A 15,561-nucleotide genomic window follows, 5' to 3' on the forward strand; every position below is an offset into this window, starting at 1 on the left:
CCGCGTAACCCGTCCCATCCGGGTGGATGGCCGATATACCCGCTGAACCGGATCCGTTAATCTTGTAAAATAGGGATAATATCCGCTTTATTCTGTACCGATCATGAATAATTCGCTTGAGGCAAACACGATTGTCGGATTTCTGGGCGCAGGCCAGCTGGCACGGATGTCGGCTGCCGCCGCTTTCAGAATGGGGCTGAGGTCGGCTGTTTACTCCGGTGCTGCGCAGGGTCCGGAGGATCCGCAGCGGGAACCGTTGGAGTGGATGACACCGATCCGCCATCCCGGCCGGTTCGACGAGGAACTGGCGCTCATACGCTTTGCCGAATCGTGTGATGTGGTGACGCTTGAGAACGAGTTTCTGGACGGAGCGCTTCTGCACCGTGTCCGTGCAGCATCCGGCACCCCCATCTACCCCTCTCCGGAGTCCTTCATGCAGCTGGAGTCAAAGTGGCTGGAAAAGGAGACGTTCCGCAGGGCGGGCATCCCCGTAACTCCCTGTTCCATAATTAACGAGCCGGCCGATATGCAGGCCTTCGCCGACACGCATGGCCATCCTTTCGTGCTGAAGTCCTCCAAAGGCGGCTACGACGGCTACGGGAACATCACCGTCTCGGCAGAGACGGAACATCTGAAGGCATTCCGGTCACTGGGCGGTGACAAGGGCCGGGAACTTATCGCCGAAGCGTTTATTTCGTTTGAAAAAGAGCTGGCGGTCCAGGTTGCCCGCAACCACACCGGATCGGTGGTCTATCCCTGCTGCGAAACCATCCAGAAAAACCACATTTGTAAAACCGTGATCGCGCCTGCGGCCATTGGCAGTGCCACGGCGACCCGGGCATGTGAAATGGCGCTCGCCGCTACCGAAGCCATTGACGGCACCGGACTCTTCGCCTTTGAATTTTTTCTGACTACCGACGGCGAGCTGCTTTTGAACGAATCGGCGCCCCGCCCCCACAATTCGGGGCATTATACCATTGAAGGGTGCATTACGTCACAATTTGAGAATCATATCAGGGCGGTGCTCGGACTGCCGCTGGGTGCTCCCGATATGCGCAGGCCTGTAGCGGTCATGGAAAACCTGCTGGGCAGCCACGACCGTCCGGCCCGTGTGGATGGCGCCGAGGGCGTATGGATGGAGAAAGATGCCCATCTGCATATTTACGGCAAGGAACAAAGCCGGAAGGGCCGCAAAATGGGCCATATTACCGTGCTTGGAGACGACCACGAAACCACCATTCAAACGGCGGGAAGACTGGCCGGTACGGTGGAAATCTGATAACCGGCACGGATTTATCCGGCCGACACTGTTTACCGCATTTTTCCGATACGCGTTCCGGCAATTTCGCGGGGGCCTTGGAAATACAACGATCTTGCACATCAGTCCTATGAACTCATCAACACCGGATACAACCAAATTACCCAGGGTAGCCGTGATTATGGGCAGTGACTCCGACTGGCCGGTTATGAAAGCGGCAGCGGAAATCTGCGAGCGCTTCGGCGTCCCGTACGAGAAAGCGGTGGTTTCGGCGCACCGCACACCCGAATATATGGCGCAATATGCCGGGGAAGCCCGTGATAACGGGGTCGGAGTAATCATTGCCGGAGCCGGCGGCGCGGCCCATCTGCCAGGCATGGTTGCGGCTCACACCACTTTGCCGGTGATCGGTGTGCCGGTATCGACTCGTCATCTGAAGGGCATGGACAGCCTCCTGTCGATTGTCCAGATGCCCCGGGGCGTTCCCGTTGCAACGGTGGCCATCGACAACGCGATGAACGCCGGACTCCTGGCGCTGCGCATGCTTTCGGTGTTCAGCACAGACTTGGCCGAAAAGCTGGAGGCTTTTCACACCGAACAGCGGGAAGAGTCTCTCAACAAGAGCTCGAACCTGGATTAAAACCGGTGAAAGTGGCTATCTGACCGGCGCCCGTATCCGAAATGATCCCGGTACGGTTTCCAGAAAACGGGCACAGAAAGTGCCATTCGTCCGGAGACACCGGAGAAAGGCGGTTCAGCTGAAGACCGCTTTCACCCGGTCGAAGAGATTGTTCCGTGCATCTTTGTGGAGTTCAGGGTCAAAGTTGCGGGATTTTCGGAACGACTCCATTTTCTTTTTCTCTTCTTCGCTCAGTTTGGCGGGTACGAACACATGTACACGGACGTACTGATCCCCGAACTTGCTCGAGTTCAGCCCTTTGATCCCTTTTTCACGCATCCGCAGCATTTTGCCCGGCTGGGTGCCGGGTTCGATCTTGATCCGGGCTTTTCCCTTTAACGTCGGCACTTCGGTGGTAAGCCCCAGCGCGGCATCGGGAATACTGAGGTTGAGTTCGTAGAAAATATCATCGCCTTCCCGCGTGAAATGCTCATGCTCCTTCTCCTCGATCAATACGATAAGAGTACCGGCCTCACCGCCGCGAATTCCGGCATGCCCCTGTCCGCGCAGGCTGATGTAGTTGCCCTTGGTCACGCCGCTGGGAATCTGAACCTTAATGTTTTCTTCGCCTTTGATACGGCCCTCGCCACTGCATGCCTTGCATTTGTTCCGTATTGAACGGCCTTCGCCGTGGCAGGTGGGGCATGGCTGAACATTTACAAACTGCCCGAACATGGTGCGGCTGACTTGCCGGACTTCCCCCACACCGTTGCAGGTTCCGCAGGTCATGAAATCGTCTTCGGTTTCCGCGCCGGTTCCGCTGCACGTATCGCAGGTGACATGTTTCTTCACCTTCAATTCACGTTCGGTACCGAATGCGATCTCTTCAAGGGTCAGTTTGAGCTGCAGTTTCATGTCATCGCCGGGTCGTCCGGTTCCGGAACGCCTCCGGCTCCGGCCCTGTGAGCCACCCATTCCTCCGCCAAAGACATCTCCACCGAAAATATCACTGAAGCGGCTGAAGATATCATCGAAACTGAAGTCCTCGAAATCGGCACCAAATCCACCGGCACCTGACATTCCCGCGTGGCCGAACTGATCGTAGCGCGCTCTTTTTTCGGGGTCTTTCAAAACCTCGAATGCCTCGGCGGCATCCTTGAACTTCTTTTCGGCGTCCGGGTTGTCCGGGTTGCGGTCGGGGTGGTACTTCATGGCGAGCTTGCGATAAGCCCGCTTCAGCTCGGTTTCGTTGGCCTGTTTGCTGACACCCAGAACTTCGTAGTAATCTCGTTTCGACATCTTGCGGATTTTGTTAGCTATTCATGGCGTTTTACCGGCTGCTGAAGGCGATGTGGCACCAGGCGAAATTCGCCGCTGCCGGCGTGTTAACTGAGCGAACCGTGCTGTTACTGGCTCACGATTACTTTGGCATGCCTGATCACGCGGTCACCGATTCTGTAACCCGGCTCCATGACCTGAAGCACCGTGTTGGTCTCTACAGAGTCGTCGCCGGCCGGCTGACTGAGCATGGCATCGTGGCGATCCACATCAAACGGAACGCCTGTCTCTTCAATAGGTTCTACATTATACTGCTCAAGTACCCGGTCGAAGTTGTTCATCATCATTTTGAGCCCTTCGACAAAACCGGAATCGACCTGCTGCCTTTCGGCGGCTTCCAGACTCCGTTTCAGATCTTCCCGGATGGGCAGAAAGCGACTGACGGCATCCACGCGGGCATCCTCAAACATGACGGCCTTCTCTTTTTGGGTTCGCCGCTTGAGGTTCTCAAATTCTGCCGCCTTGCGCAACACCGATTCCCTGGAGGAGGCCAGCTCTTTCTTGAGCTGTTCCATTTCGGCCTGCAACGCATCCGCATCAACGGTGGTTTCGGATCCGGCGGCCTGCTCATCGGCGGACTCCGCATGGGTTTGATCTCCGGCTTCCCGGTTGGTCTCCATATTCTCTTCCCGGACTTTCGCGGCGCCGTTTTCGGCCTCACCGGCGCTGTTGCTGTTGGATTGCTGATCTTTCATGTTCTCATTCATAACTGTTTCTGCTCAATATCTGTTCACAAGACGGCCCGGCCGTCGTTACTGTTTTGATTCTCCTGAGGAGACGGCTTGCCCCGATGCCTGTACGGCGGGAAGCCATTCCCAATTTTTTACAATTTCAATGGTTTAATACGATGTTCGATGTCCTGATAGTACCCGTGGATTGAATCCTGCCACAGAGTGCATCCCAAAAAACTGAAAACGGTCACGGCACCCGCCGAATATCCCGAGCTGCAATAGGGCTGTTATTAGAGACATCACAGAAAGGGTATGGGGCAAAGCAAATCTCCGATTGTGTCATCCACCTCCGGGACTGTAGACACTGAAACGATTGGCCAGCTGTTCCACCAGAGCGACCATGCGGCTGTAGTTCATTCGGGTAGGGCCGACCAGCCCAATGGTGCCCTTGATCCCTCCGTAGTGGTAATTGGCGGAAACCACGCTGCACTGTTCCACCTGCTGTATCTTGTTTTCCCGGCCGATGCGGATCTGGACTTCCCGGTTGTCGCCTTCACCTTTGTAATCGTCAAACAGGTGAATGATCATATCCTCGTTCTCAAGCAGTTCCACAATTCCCTTGTAACTGCTCAGGTCGTTGAATTCGGGCTGGAGCGCCATGTACTCAACGCCGCCGAAATGGAATTTGCGAAGCTGATGATCGTCGAAAATGGTATCGGCACTGTCGATGAACACGCGGATGAGTCCGGAGTGATCCCGTCCGTCATAATCGGAGAGCATCTCCTTGATCTTGCGGGATATTTCATTCAGTTTGTGACCCTGCAGACGCTCGTTCAGAAACCGGGCTACCCGTTCCAGCTCCCCGGATTCCATTTCGGCCTGCACTTCCACCGAAAAGGTTTTAACGATGCCGCTTTCGATGGTAAGCACGACCAGTACCCGGCTGGAACTGATCGACACCAGTTCGATCTTGCGAAATACGCCCTGGCCCAGCCGGGGAGTTACGACCACGGCAAGCAGGTTGGAGAGACGCGCCAGAATCCGTGCGGCTGACTGGACCGCATCGTCGATGTCACTGGTAAGGTAATTCTGAAGTGTGTCGAGAATCTGCCGCTCCTCCTTGCTGAGCACCGATACCTGCATGAGTGAATTCACATAATGGCGATATCCGTGTTCGGTCGGCACACGACCCGACGAGGTGTGGGGATGATCCAGCAATCCCTTGCTCTCCAGACTGTTCATGGCGCCGCGTACCGTCGCGGAGCTGATGTTCAGCCGATAGCGTTCCACCAGAGTCCGGGATGCGACAGGACTGGCCGTCACAATAAAATTCTGGATGATGCACCTGAGCACCTCCTGCTCACGATTTGTGAGTTCGGGAAAACCGACAATATTCATTTCCGCACCTGTCATCTTGTCTTTTACAGCTTGGCAAGATAATAAAATAACATCTCAAATTAAAGCCCCGAGGGCTTCTCGGCGCCGCTCCTATCCCGCTTCGTTAAAGATCTCGATCATGTTTCCATCGGGATCCGAAATAAACACGAAGCGGCCGTTTTTACGGTTTGACGGGCCGCTCAGAATGGTTACTTCGTTCTCACTGAAGAACTCGGCCAGACGGTCCACCTCTTCGGGCGAATCCACAAAGAACCCGAAATGATCCACCCGGTAGTCTTTGGATGTGGCTTGATACTCGGTTTCGGCCTCAACCAGAACGAGCGAATCTCCCCCGATCCGGTAGACGGTCATGCTCCGACCCATCTTTTTTTCCACCTCGAATCCCAGTATTCCACCGTAAAACTCCTCGGCCTTGGTAATATTGTTCACACGCAGTGTGATATGGTTTAATCCTTTGATTTTAATGTCGCTCATAGGTGATTTTCTTTACATTTTTGCGCTTTTCCGGGGGTCTCCCCGCTGCCGGACTAATATAACAGAATTTTTATTATTTCAGTTTAGGTGATACCTTACGGCATCTTTCCGGCCCCGGCCGGGCTAATACATCATAACCGCGATCGTTTTGGCTACCCTCTATCTTGTGGCAACACCGGTGGGCAACCTTGCCGATTTTTCCCTGCGCTCCGCGGAGGTGCTGAAATCCGTTCATACGATCGCCTGTGAAGACACCCGCACCTCTTCAAAGCTCCTACAACATTACGGTATCACCACGCCTACCGTCTCGTTTCACCAGCACAATGAGCACAAAAAGGTGGACCGGCTCATGGACCGGCTCGACAGCGGACAGGATATCGCACTGATCAGCGATGCCGGCACACCGGGGATCTCCGACCCCGGCTTTCTGGCCTCACGCGAGGCACACCGCCGCGGCCATACCGTCTGCGCCATTCCCGGGGCCTCCTCCGCTACGGTCGCGCTTTCTGCCAGCGGCTTGCCCGGTGACCGGTTTCTGTTTGAAGGGTTTCTGCCGCCAAAAAAAGGGCGGGCATCACGGCTGGATGACATCGCCGATCAGGCCTGCACCGTCATTCTGTTCGAAAGTGTCCACCGTATTGAAAAACTGATGAATGAACTGGCCGACCGCTGCGGGGAAACGCGCATGGCGGCCGTCTGCCGGGAATTGACCAAGCAGTTTGAAGAGATCATCCGCGGCCCGTTGCCCGAGGTGGCTCGAAGAATATCCGAACACCCCCACCTGAAAGGCGAGTTCGTGGTAGTACTCGCCGGAAAAAACTACGAAGAGCAGCAATAGAACATGAGCGCACTTTCTGTATTCTGGAATCACAAATGGGTGGCAAGCGGCACAGCCGGACTCCTGCTCGGTCTCAGCCTCTCTCCGTTTCCCTTTCCGTTTTCCGTGCTGGCCATCGCCGGTTTTGTGTGGCTGTTCCGACTGACCGACCTGACCCGCTCGGCACGGGAGATGGCCTATGTCGCTTACCCCGGCCTTGTGCTCTGGAACCTGATCACCACCTACTGGCTGATGTTCGCCACCGTACCCGGCGGTATTGCGGCGATACTGGCCAACAGCGCCATCATGACCCTCCCGCTCATGGTGATCTGGCACCTGCGCCATACTCCGGTCTCCCGTTATTTTACCGCCCTGGCGGTACCTGCCATCTGGCTCACCTACGAGTTCCTTCACTTCCGCTGGGATCTCTCCTGGCCATGGCTCAGCCTCGGCAACAGCTTTGCCACCGCGCCCTGGCTGGTTCAGTACATAGCCTTCACCGGCCTGCTCGGCATAACGTACTGGATTGTGCTCTCCGCCTGGATGATATACCGCAAATTCCCTTTGGCCGCCATACTTGCCGTGCTTCTGCTGCCCCCGGCCGGCTCGCTGGTCCGGTACGCGGTTCATGATCCGCAGCCCTCTGCTACGGTGGAAGTGGCCGTGCTGCAACCCAACTACGACTCCTACCTCCATCTGGCCGGTTATCCCAACCCCATCGAGCCGCTGCAGGAGCTGCTCGAATACAGCGACGAGATCGTCTCCCCCTCCACTCAGGCCGTATTCTGGCCCGAAAATGCGATTATGGCACTGATCCGCCAGAACTATCCCGGCGAGGCCGACCGCATCATCCAGCGATATGTCAGAGAATGGGACGCCCCTCTTGTTGCCGGTTCGTCGTTTCTGAGGCGCTATCCCGACGGCGAGGCGCCACCGGTCACCCGCGGGGAGTACGGCGGCCGCCCGTTCAATATTTACAACTCCGCACTCGCTTTTTACCCCGACCAAAGCATGGAGTTCTACAAAAAAGCGAAACTGGTGCCCATGGTCGAGCGCATCCCCTTCGTGAACACGCTCAGCCGCATGGATTATTTCGGATGGATCGACTGGTCGCAGGCGGCCATGTTCGGCAAGGGGACGTCGCCCGATCTGTTTGATGTGAACGGCATTCTGGTCCCTGCGCTGATCTGCTACGATTCCGTTTACCCCGACTGGGCCCGGACTTTCGTCCGCAACGGTGCCGGTTTCCTCATGGTCATCACCAACGATGGATGGTGGGGCAACACAAGCGGGCACATCCAGCATTTCGAATTTGCCCGGCTCAGGGCGGTGGAAACGGGCCGTACCGTTCTGCGGAGCGCCAACAACGGGCTTTCGGGGGTGATCCTGGCCAATGGCGATGTCGCTGTAAAAACCGAATACTGGACCCGCGACCGCTTCACCTACGATGTGCCGGTGTATGAGCATCAGACCTTCTATGTGCGCCATGGCGACTGGATCGGCCGGCCAGGCCTGCTGCTCTTTTTAGCCGCGCTCGTGGCCATTCGCCGCATCCGGCGCAACTGATTTGCAGTCACCGAACCTCAGTTGGAACGAATACGCACCTGGATATTAAACCGGATATCCTGATCGGTTCGCGGCAGAATCTGGCTGGATCGCGGCATCAGTTTTACAAAGCTGTATTCGAGTCCGGCGGTTATTGTCTGTGAGAACTGGTATCTCACAGAGGGACGGATCTGCAGCTGGGTGGATCCCTGCTCGTCGGGCCGAGCGGGCCTGACATCGCGCACGGCTCCTTCCGGTGCCCGGAGCGCCTCGGTCACATCGTCATTCAACCGGTACGTATAGGTAATCTCATCACTGTATTCGGTCGTCAAATTGATATCGATCTGATTGTTAAGCTGACGGAAAAACGGTATCCGGAACCCGCGTTTGGAGTACCCGAACGTAAGGGAGAGCCTCTTGACGTTTCTTTCAGTAACGGTGTTATTTGAGAGGCTGATGCTGGTCTGCTTGTTGGTGTTGTAATTTATCTGGGTATTCATGTTGTTGACCCAGCGCATCTGCAAACCCACCAGCGGGGCAAAGTTTCTCTGAAGGCTGATTGAGCGGCTGTCGTAATCGGGCTGGTGATACAGGAACGTGTAGGCATCGATGGCCCTCGGCAGTTCATCCCCCCGGTTGGAATTCAGCTGCCAGCCCTGATTGTACTGCCCGGTATAGCGGTGGTTGATCGTTGCCCGCTGCAGATAACGCTGAATTAGCGGCATGCGGTTTTCCCATCCGGACCACGAGATGTCCCAGTTAGGCAATGGTAATGGCAGAAACCCGCGAACTCCAATGGTTCTGTCGGAAAAACCGAAGTAGGCTTTCCGGAAATCTTTCTCCAGGCTTGCGGCGATAAGCGGGACCTTATCCGCCTCCACGAAGCCGTCCTCATCCCGCAATTCGATTGCATCAAGCGCCCGGTCGACCTGCAGCTCGAAAAGCGATTCATAGCCACCGCCAAAAGCCCAGACGGAGGTGGTTATGTTGCCGGATTCCCGCAGCTCAACAGAAAGGGAGTCTCCGTAAAAGAGTGTTTGGCGTCGCTCTACCGTATCATCCCAGCGGGCAGACCAGTTCAGGTTCACCGAGAGATCGCTGAAGGGCCGCATGCCCGTGCGGACATTCAGGTTGTGAGACTCATCAACGGAAGCCGTAAACGGATAAGCCTCACCGGGCTCCCTGACCCGGATCAGCTGATCCCGGGGAATCTCCTGCCTCAGCCCTATCCGGTATCCGAATGGTGGCGAGAAGTTGCTGTCACCGGTATCGCCAAACATGTAATAGATCTGGGAGTCGCCGGCATATCCCCCCTGCCCGGATCCGCCGCCTCGAGTGTAAGACACATTGATGCTCTGAATGCTCAGCAGCCCGAGCACCATCCGGCGGCCGAAATATCTCATGTCGTCGGAACGCGTCCATTCTGAATCCTGATCGTCCCTGCTTCTGGCCTGATTTCGTTCTCTGCGTTCCCTTTCGGAGGCGCTTTTCGCGTCGCGATACAACGATACGCGCTCAAGCAGGTTTTGTGTGCGCAGTTCGGGGTTCTGCTCAAATGAGAACTGATTCTGGACTGCGGCCCCTCTGCCGGATCCCTCGGCGCTGTTGGTCCATCGAAAGCTCCCCCGGAAGGATGCCGAATAGTTCAGCCAGTCAAGCCCTTCGATTCTGGTGAGGCGTGGCCGCCAGGAAGCAGAGTAGGATTCCTGGTACCGGTCGCGGCGGGGGTTGGCGGCCGGATCAAAAAACCAGCTTTCCAGTGCCGTCAATGTGGGAATGGTCCGGAACTCAGAGCTGAGGGTATCGGCCGGATCCACTTCCCGCTGTCCCAGTTGCTGCAGGTTCAGCTCGGTGGTGTTCGAAAAGGAGGTGGAGATGGACTGGGTCAGGTTGTAATTGACGGATACGCGCGACTCAAAATTAAAGCTGTGCTGCTGCTGCATGCTGAAGTTATCGCCCGCGCCACCGCGTCTCAGCTCCTCGGAATAGCGGCGGGTCATCACCGATTCCAGGTTAACCTGGGAAGGCACATAGGTAAACCCGGTTGTAGAAAACCACTGGAGCACAGGAATGCCGTCAAGAAACGTAAGCGGCCTGACCACATTCACATTTCGGATGTTCAACCGGTAGTTCAATGAGGTGCGGTGGTCCCACTGATCGCGAAACTCCAGGTTGGGATCACTGCGTTCATCCAGATTGTAGACATAGCTCAGGTTGATATTGTCTACGGTATAGCGGAGCAATGTGGACTCGGAGTTACTCTTTGAAATGTTTGTCAGACCGAAGCCATACCGCTGGCTCTGGGTGCGGATCTGATCCAACATCCGGTCGATTTCCAATTCCCGCTCCTCCTCAGTAAGGTCACTGGCGTCAACCGCGTCCTCGAAGTCCGAAAAACGGACATCACCCTGCTGAGGCAGAAACCGGGGTGTCTGCTGGCTGCGCCGTGCCGACAGCTGTAGAGGAATATTCCAGCCGTACCGTTCCGGAAGAAACCGGTGCAAATTGACCTGGGTATTCAGATCGTAGGAGTACATGTCAAACATCTGCCGTTCAATCATACTCTGGTTCAGATGTCCGAAACCGTCGGTTTGCCTGGAGAAACTGGCCCGAACCGTTGCCAGGTCGGCCAGCCGTATGGTGGTTCTGAAATTGGCCCCCCATCCCTTCTGATCCTCAAATCCGGAAACGCGCAGCTCATTGACCCACAATTCGGCGTCCAGTGACGGCCGTCCGACGTTCGATGTCACCGTGCCGTTCTGGCTGCTGCCGTTATCATGCGGGTTTCGGATACCGATACCGATCTCTCTGACGCCCCCCAGCGAAGGGTTGCCTACCACCGCGATAACCGCCCCCGGCGGGGCATCCTGAACCAGGTCGGTGCGTTCGTACAACTCTTCGAGCGACACTTCCTCCAGATTTCTCGCCTGCTTCAGGGCGTTCAGCGACGAAAGCACGATGTTTACGCTGTTGGAATCGGGAATCCAGATGCGATCCGTTTCATTGGCCAGCACCGAGCTTTCCGGATCCATGTTCAGCGGCGTGAAGTTGAAATTGGGGTCGGTCGGCGAAACCGGCTGCCGATATTCGTAATAGTTATTGGAGAGGTCGTTGCCCAGCCGGATAACCACCTCCACATCCGACCGGCGATCATATCCTTCTCCATGCACGAACATCCTCAGGTTGGAGTAGTTCAGCAGGTTCAGCTGGTTCGGGTAAAAGCGCTGCAGCATGCGGTATTCCCCCGAACGGAGATCCTCAACCCGCATGGAGAGCGACTGTTCGTTTGCCAGTACCTGCTCCTGCTGGCCGCGCTGCACCGACCGGATGGCCCCGTTTGGAATACGGTAGGGTATCGGCTGGCGGTTGGAGTTTTCCTCAATGTTGATGGTGGATACTTCGAAAATCGTACCCGGATACCCTTCTTGCGAGAGCCGCTCCAGCTCGCGCCACTGGTTCCCGACCAGCTCGAACGTGGCAAACCGCATGGTCATCGGTTCGTGATAGCCCGCCATCCAGAAACGGATGTGCTGAACGCGCTCAAGGTCCTCAATACTGCCGACCTGCCGGGCAACATCACGCAGCGGCAGGCGCACCAGGTACCACCGGTCGGTCGGCTGATCGCCATCCACCATGTCTACGATATAATTCTCGCCTATTCGCATTGATGATGGGTCGCCGGGGTTGAAGGGAATCTCAAACTGGAAAAAAGAGTCGTCCCGGTTCACACTCGCCGGGTTAATCAGTCCCTCGGTATCCGGGCGATTGGTGATGGACCGTGAATCGCCGCGTGAGAGTGAGTTGCCCTCCAGAAATCCGTACATCCTGTGGAACCGCTCATGTAACGGTTTATGTCCGATTTGAGGGTCGTTGAAATAGTAGTATTTGTCATTGGAGGGATCGTTGAGAATCTGATCCAGTATCTCGGGCTGGTCGGCATACTGCTCGGCCATCAGTTCCAGCCAGTTGCTGAAGAGCACCTGCTCGGAGAACTCCCCTTGCGTACTGTGGGCACCGTCCAGGCCTACATCCTCCCGCTCCTGGGTTTCGGTTGAGAATTGGCCTGTCAGGTGAGCGTTCCGGCTGATGATATAGGAGCGCATGGCGTTGTCGACCTGCAGGTTGCCGAGATCCTGGGCACGGGCCAGACCGTCCTCGGTATTCAGCCGGTTGTTCGGAATAACATCTTCGGATACCAGTCCCAGATCAATGTAGATCTTCCCGTCGTAGTTGTCGTAGTCCATGCCGGTGGGATTCCTCCCGTCAGGCAGCAGCGGCTGCACCCAGAATTCAAGGAATTCAATATTGTTCTGCCGGAGGTTGTCGAGTCCGCTCGGGAAGGCGGCGGTCATACCGCCCCAGGTATCCTCCGGCCTGTTTTCGAGCAGGTCGCGCAGGTTCTCGTTATAGTTGTAGGGACCGCGTTTGCGTGGATTGTAGTGAATATCGAGGGTCTGCAGGCGGTCTTCCTGCCGGCGAACTTCCCGGTTGGGAAAGACATCCGAAACCGATACGGGCAGGGACTCCGGGGTGCGGGCGGCATCGGTAACCCGTCCGATGTTGATGGGGATCATGTACCAGGAAAACTTGCCACGCATATCGGAGCGGGCAACCCGGGATTCGATACTCTCGTCGTATCCGTCCATGGTACCGTCGTATCCGGGGATGGCATGCGGAGCCGCCGCAATGTTCCATCGACCGGGACTCAGAAAGTTGATACTGGTCTTGGATCCTTCAAAGTCATCGATAAAAGAGAGCCCTCTCTCTTCATCCGGGTAGAGGTCGCCACGGTCAATAGCCCTTGAAACGGCGCGCGTCTGTGCGACATCGGGCCTCAACTGAGCGAATTCCCCGCTGAAAGAGATCTCCGAATCGGCACGGGTCTGGATCAGCGGCAGCCAGTTAATGGCACGGGTGAGCCAGGGGGCATCAAAATCGGCTTTGCCATCAAATCCCAATACGGAATTGTTGATGGGTTCATCGCCAATCGGAATCTTGTCCTGCAGTGGACGTTCTTTAAGGGAAAAATAGGTGCTGCCGAAACTGATATTATCGTTGACGGTATATTCGGCCCGTAACCCGGCAAACGTCGTCTGCTGAATCTGCAACACCTGGTTACTCTCATAATCGATAACAATCTCCTGGCCTGCTTGCAGGTATTGCCTGTTGGTAATCATGATATTACCTATGGAGTAGTCGACCTCGTAATCGACTCCTTCGGTCAGTTCCACCCCGTTGGCCCGTACACTTACCGACCCCTCGACAATCGCGATTCCCAGATTGTAACTGTCCTGTACAGATCCCCGGCTCGAACCGCTTATTTTAAACAGGTTGTTACCTGATTCTCTTCGGGCGTTATTCTGGGTACTTGTATAGAGTTCCGGGAACGTATAGCGGTCGATATTCTCCTGAATCTGATCCTGTGACAGGCCGCTGTCCTCATAAAGCTGTGCTATTCGGCTTCCAAACGGCTGGAGATAGGGAAAGATAATTCGGCCGCGCATAGCGTCCAGTGTACCGGTTCCGAAATCGATCTGATTGTCGGGGCGGGGTTCTCCGGAGGCGTTGACCCGGTCCAGCCCGAGATCCTGTAGCAGGACATTCCCCAGGCCCGGCAGATTGGTTTGCGGGGTGTTTCCACCGTCAAAGACAATATCGATTTCAATGTCATCCCTGCGGAGATTCGTGGCATTCAGGCTGTAGACGTTACGCATGGTCAGGTCCCACGCCTTGCTGCTGGTGGTGAGGTTGGAGGGTCTGAGCAGCTTCAGGAACATGCGGCGGTCGTCGCCGGTATTCAGGTCACCAATCCGTATCGATGTTCCGCCGACACTGTGGGAAAAGGATACGGCCAGGGCCTGATCGGGATCCAGTCTCGACTCCAGCGACAGATAGCCGGTGTTTTCGTCGAAGGTATAATCCACACCTTCCTGAAGGGGGACAAAATAGCCCTCGACGAACTCATCACTGGACACCCCGAAATCGGAAGCCGAGGGGGTGGTATTCGGATCACGGTACTGCTCCAGCAGAGCCTCATCAAAACGGTCACGTGTCTGATCCGGAGGTAAATACGGACCCGAACCGCCCTGCTGAACAACGCCAAGGTCTACCAGAGCGGCTGCACGGCGCTGTCCCGACTGTTCACGGGACGAGGTGTTCAGTACATAGACATCCATCCGGTTGATATTGAACATGCGCTGAACGACTACCGGATCGGCCATCGCGTTTTCGAACTCCTGCCATGCGAAGAAATCGATAAAAAAGTGGCGGTCGTTATCATAGGCCGCCGGGCGTATTTCAATGGTTGCCGTCTGGCTTCCGCCCTCGATGGTCTGCGTATTGCTCTGCCCCTCTTGCTGTGAAACGACCGATGTCAGGCGCAAGGGACCGAATTTGGCCTCCGCCTTCACCCCGAAAAGGGATCCGCCGCCCCGGATCAGCGTATTCCCGGTCTCCATGGAGACATTCCCCAGCTCCACGCTCTGCAAAATCTCATCTTCATACCCCTGATATCGGATACTCATTCGGTTTTCGTAATCAAAAGCGCGCTGGGTATCCCAGTCGGTCGCGATCGTGAGTTTGTCTCCGATCATACCCTGAATGTTGAGCCGAAGATTCTGCTCGAACGTCGGGTCAATCCGGCGCTGCTGGTCGGGCGGTAGCGACGGGTCGTCGGTATCGCTGATGGAGGCTCCGATGCTCATATCGGCGGTACCGGTGACACTCAGGTTCACCTCGGGACGGCCGAAGATGGTCGTGAAGGCGGATCGTTCGCCTACCGGCAGATCGAGGGTAAAATCGAGCAGGCCGCGTCGTCTCACTGTCTGCCGCCGCCGCTCATCGACAAGGCGGCGCCAGTTCTGATGCTGCCGGTGCTTCAGGCTTAGCTCCGAAAACGACTCAAAATCCATACGGCGCGCATATCCCGACCTGACTCCGAAAATGGTGCGCTCGGCAGTATAATACCCCAGTGAGTCGCGGGAAATATCCACACGATCCTCCGGCAAATCGATCTGGATTAAAGGCGACCGTTTGCGGGGAAAGGGATTGGTGATTCGGGGGGATTCCGGAGCGGAAAACAGACGGCGCTCCGCTTCCGTCAATCCGATTTCAGCATCATCTCCGGCCTGCAACCCCTCCTCCTGATGGATACCAGAGTCAGGTATGGTGTCGTTACTTTGGGAGACGGCGGAAAACGGCAGAAGAAGCAGGCAGAAACCAACAACCAATCCTGCAAGACCATTACGAACCGTTACAACTAGCAAGAAATAAAAGCTTGATTAACCCGGTTATTTGGGAATATTGTTTTTGGACGATTGGTAATTATTGGTCGATAGGCGGGCAGATTGGTTCTTATATTGGTTTTCAGTCGGTAAAATTAGAATCCCTGCAACAACTAATCAATGCCTGATCCCCATTTTTATTGATTCGGACGGCCTGT

Annotated in this window: 9 protein-coding genes; 4 read left to right on the plus strand and 5 right to left on the minus strand. The window is 55.9% G+C overall.

Going from position 1 to position 15,561, the window contains the following annotated elements; translation table 11 throughout:
* Positions 1–103 precede the first annotated feature (103 nt).
* Together QA596_04225 and purE are read left to right on the plus strand one after the other, a co-directional pair.
* Complete coding sequence (locus QA596_04225) at positions 104–1,279, plus strand: 5-(carboxyamino)imidazole ribonucleotide synthase (protein ID MDG5766664.1); 1,176 nt, start codon at positions 104–106, stop codon at positions 1,277–1,279.
* Between the two features lie 109 nt (positions 1,280–1,388).
* Entirely contained in the window at positions 1,389–1,898 is a 510-nt protein-coding gene (gene purE, locus QA596_04230) for a 5-(carboxyamino)imidazole ribonucleotide mutase (protein ID MDG5766665.1), read from the plus strand.
* 114 nt (positions 1,899–2,012) lie between these two features.
* Here purE and dnaJ read toward each other — a convergent pair whose 3' ends face one another.
* The 4 genes from dnaJ to QA596_04250 all read right to left on the minus strand — a co-directional run bounded on the left by dnaJ (position 2,013) and on the right by QA596_04250 (position 5,758).
* Positions 2,013–3,176: a molecular chaperone DnaJ gene (gene dnaJ / locus QA596_04235; GenBank protein MDG5766666.1), complete on the minus strand. Its 1,164-nt coding sequence runs from the start codon at positions 3,174–3,176 to the stop codon at positions 2,013–2,015.
* Positions 3,177–3,283: 107 nt separating this feature from the next.
* The gene (locus tag QA596_04240) at positions 3,284–3,910 is read right to left on the minus strand and encodes a nucleotide exchange factor GrpE (protein MDG5766667.1); all 627 of its coding nucleotides are present in this window, start codon (positions 3,908–3,910) and stop codon (positions 3,284–3,286) included.
* Positions 3,911–4,225: 315 nt separating this feature from the next.
* Positions 4,226–5,299 (minus strand): heat-inducible transcriptional repressor HrcA, encoded by a 1,074-nt coding sequence (gene hrcA, locus QA596_04245; GenBank protein MDG5766668.1) that lies wholly within the window; start codon positions 5,297–5,299, stop codon positions 4,226–4,228.
* A 75-nt stretch (positions 5,300–5,374) separates the two neighbouring features.
* The gene (locus tag QA596_04250; protein ID MDG5766669.1) at positions 5,375–5,758 is read right to left on the minus strand and encodes a VOC family protein; all 384 of its coding nucleotides are present in this window, start codon (positions 5,756–5,758) and stop codon (positions 5,375–5,377) included.
* Positions 5,759–5,906: 148 nt separating this feature from the next.
* On the opposite strand from QA596_04250, the gene rsmI reads away from it, so the two are divergent.
* Complete coding sequence (rsmI, locus tag QA596_04255) at positions 5,907–6,596, plus strand: 16S rRNA (cytidine(1402)-2'-O)-methyltransferase (protein MDG5766670.1); 690 nt, start codon at positions 5,907–5,909, stop codon at positions 6,594–6,596.
* Positions 6,597–6,599: 3 nt separating this feature from the next.
* The gene (gene lnt, locus QA596_04260) at positions 6,600–8,141 is read left to right on the plus strand and encodes an apolipoprotein N-acyltransferase (GenBank protein MDG5766671.1); all 1,542 of its coding nucleotides are present in this window, start codon (positions 6,600–6,602) and stop codon (positions 8,139–8,141) included.
* 17 nt (positions 8,142–8,158) lie between these two features.
* Here lnt and sprA read toward each other — a convergent pair whose 3' ends face one another.
* Positions 8,159–15,385 carry a cell surface protein SprA gene (gene sprA / locus QA596_04265; protein MDG5766672.1) on the minus strand — a complete coding sequence of 2,409 codons (7,227 nt, stop codon included), beginning with the start codon at positions 15,383–15,385 and terminating at the stop codon, positions 8,159–8,161.
* Positions 15,386–15,561: the final 176 nt, after the last annotated feature.

The organism is Balneolales bacterium ANBcel1 (genome assembly GCA_029688905.1).
Lineage (GTDB): Bacteria > Bacteroidota > Rhodothermia > Balneolales > Natronogracilivirgulaceae > SLLW01.

Bases quoted from the DNA above. Each gene is read 5' to 3' on its own strand.
- QA596_04225 (MDG5766664.1), top strand. From the start codon at position 104: ATGAATAATTCGCTTGAGGCAAACACGATTGTCGGATTTCTGGGCGCA.
- purE (MDG5766665.1), top strand. From the start codon at position 1,389: ATGAACTCATCAACACCGGATACAACCAAATTACCCAGGGTAGCCGTG.
- dnaJ (MDG5766666.1), bottom strand. From the start codon at position 3,176: ATGTCGAAACGAGATTACTACGAAGTTCTGGGTGTCAGCAAACAGGCC.
- QA596_04240 (MDG5766667.1), bottom strand. From the start codon at position 3,910: ATGAAAGATCAGCAATCCAACAGCAACAGCGCCGGTGAGGCCGAAAAC.
- hrcA (MDG5766668.1), bottom strand. From the start codon at position 5,299: ATGACAGGTGCGGAAATGAATATTGTCGGTTTTCCCGAACTCACAAAT.
- QA596_04250 (MDG5766669.1), bottom strand. From the start codon at position 5,758: ATGAGCGACATTAAAATCAAAGGATTAAACCATATCACACTGCGTGTG.
- lnt (MDG5766671.1), top strand. From the start codon at position 6,600: ATGAGCGCACTTTCTGTATTCTGGAATCACAAATGGGTGGCAAGCGGC.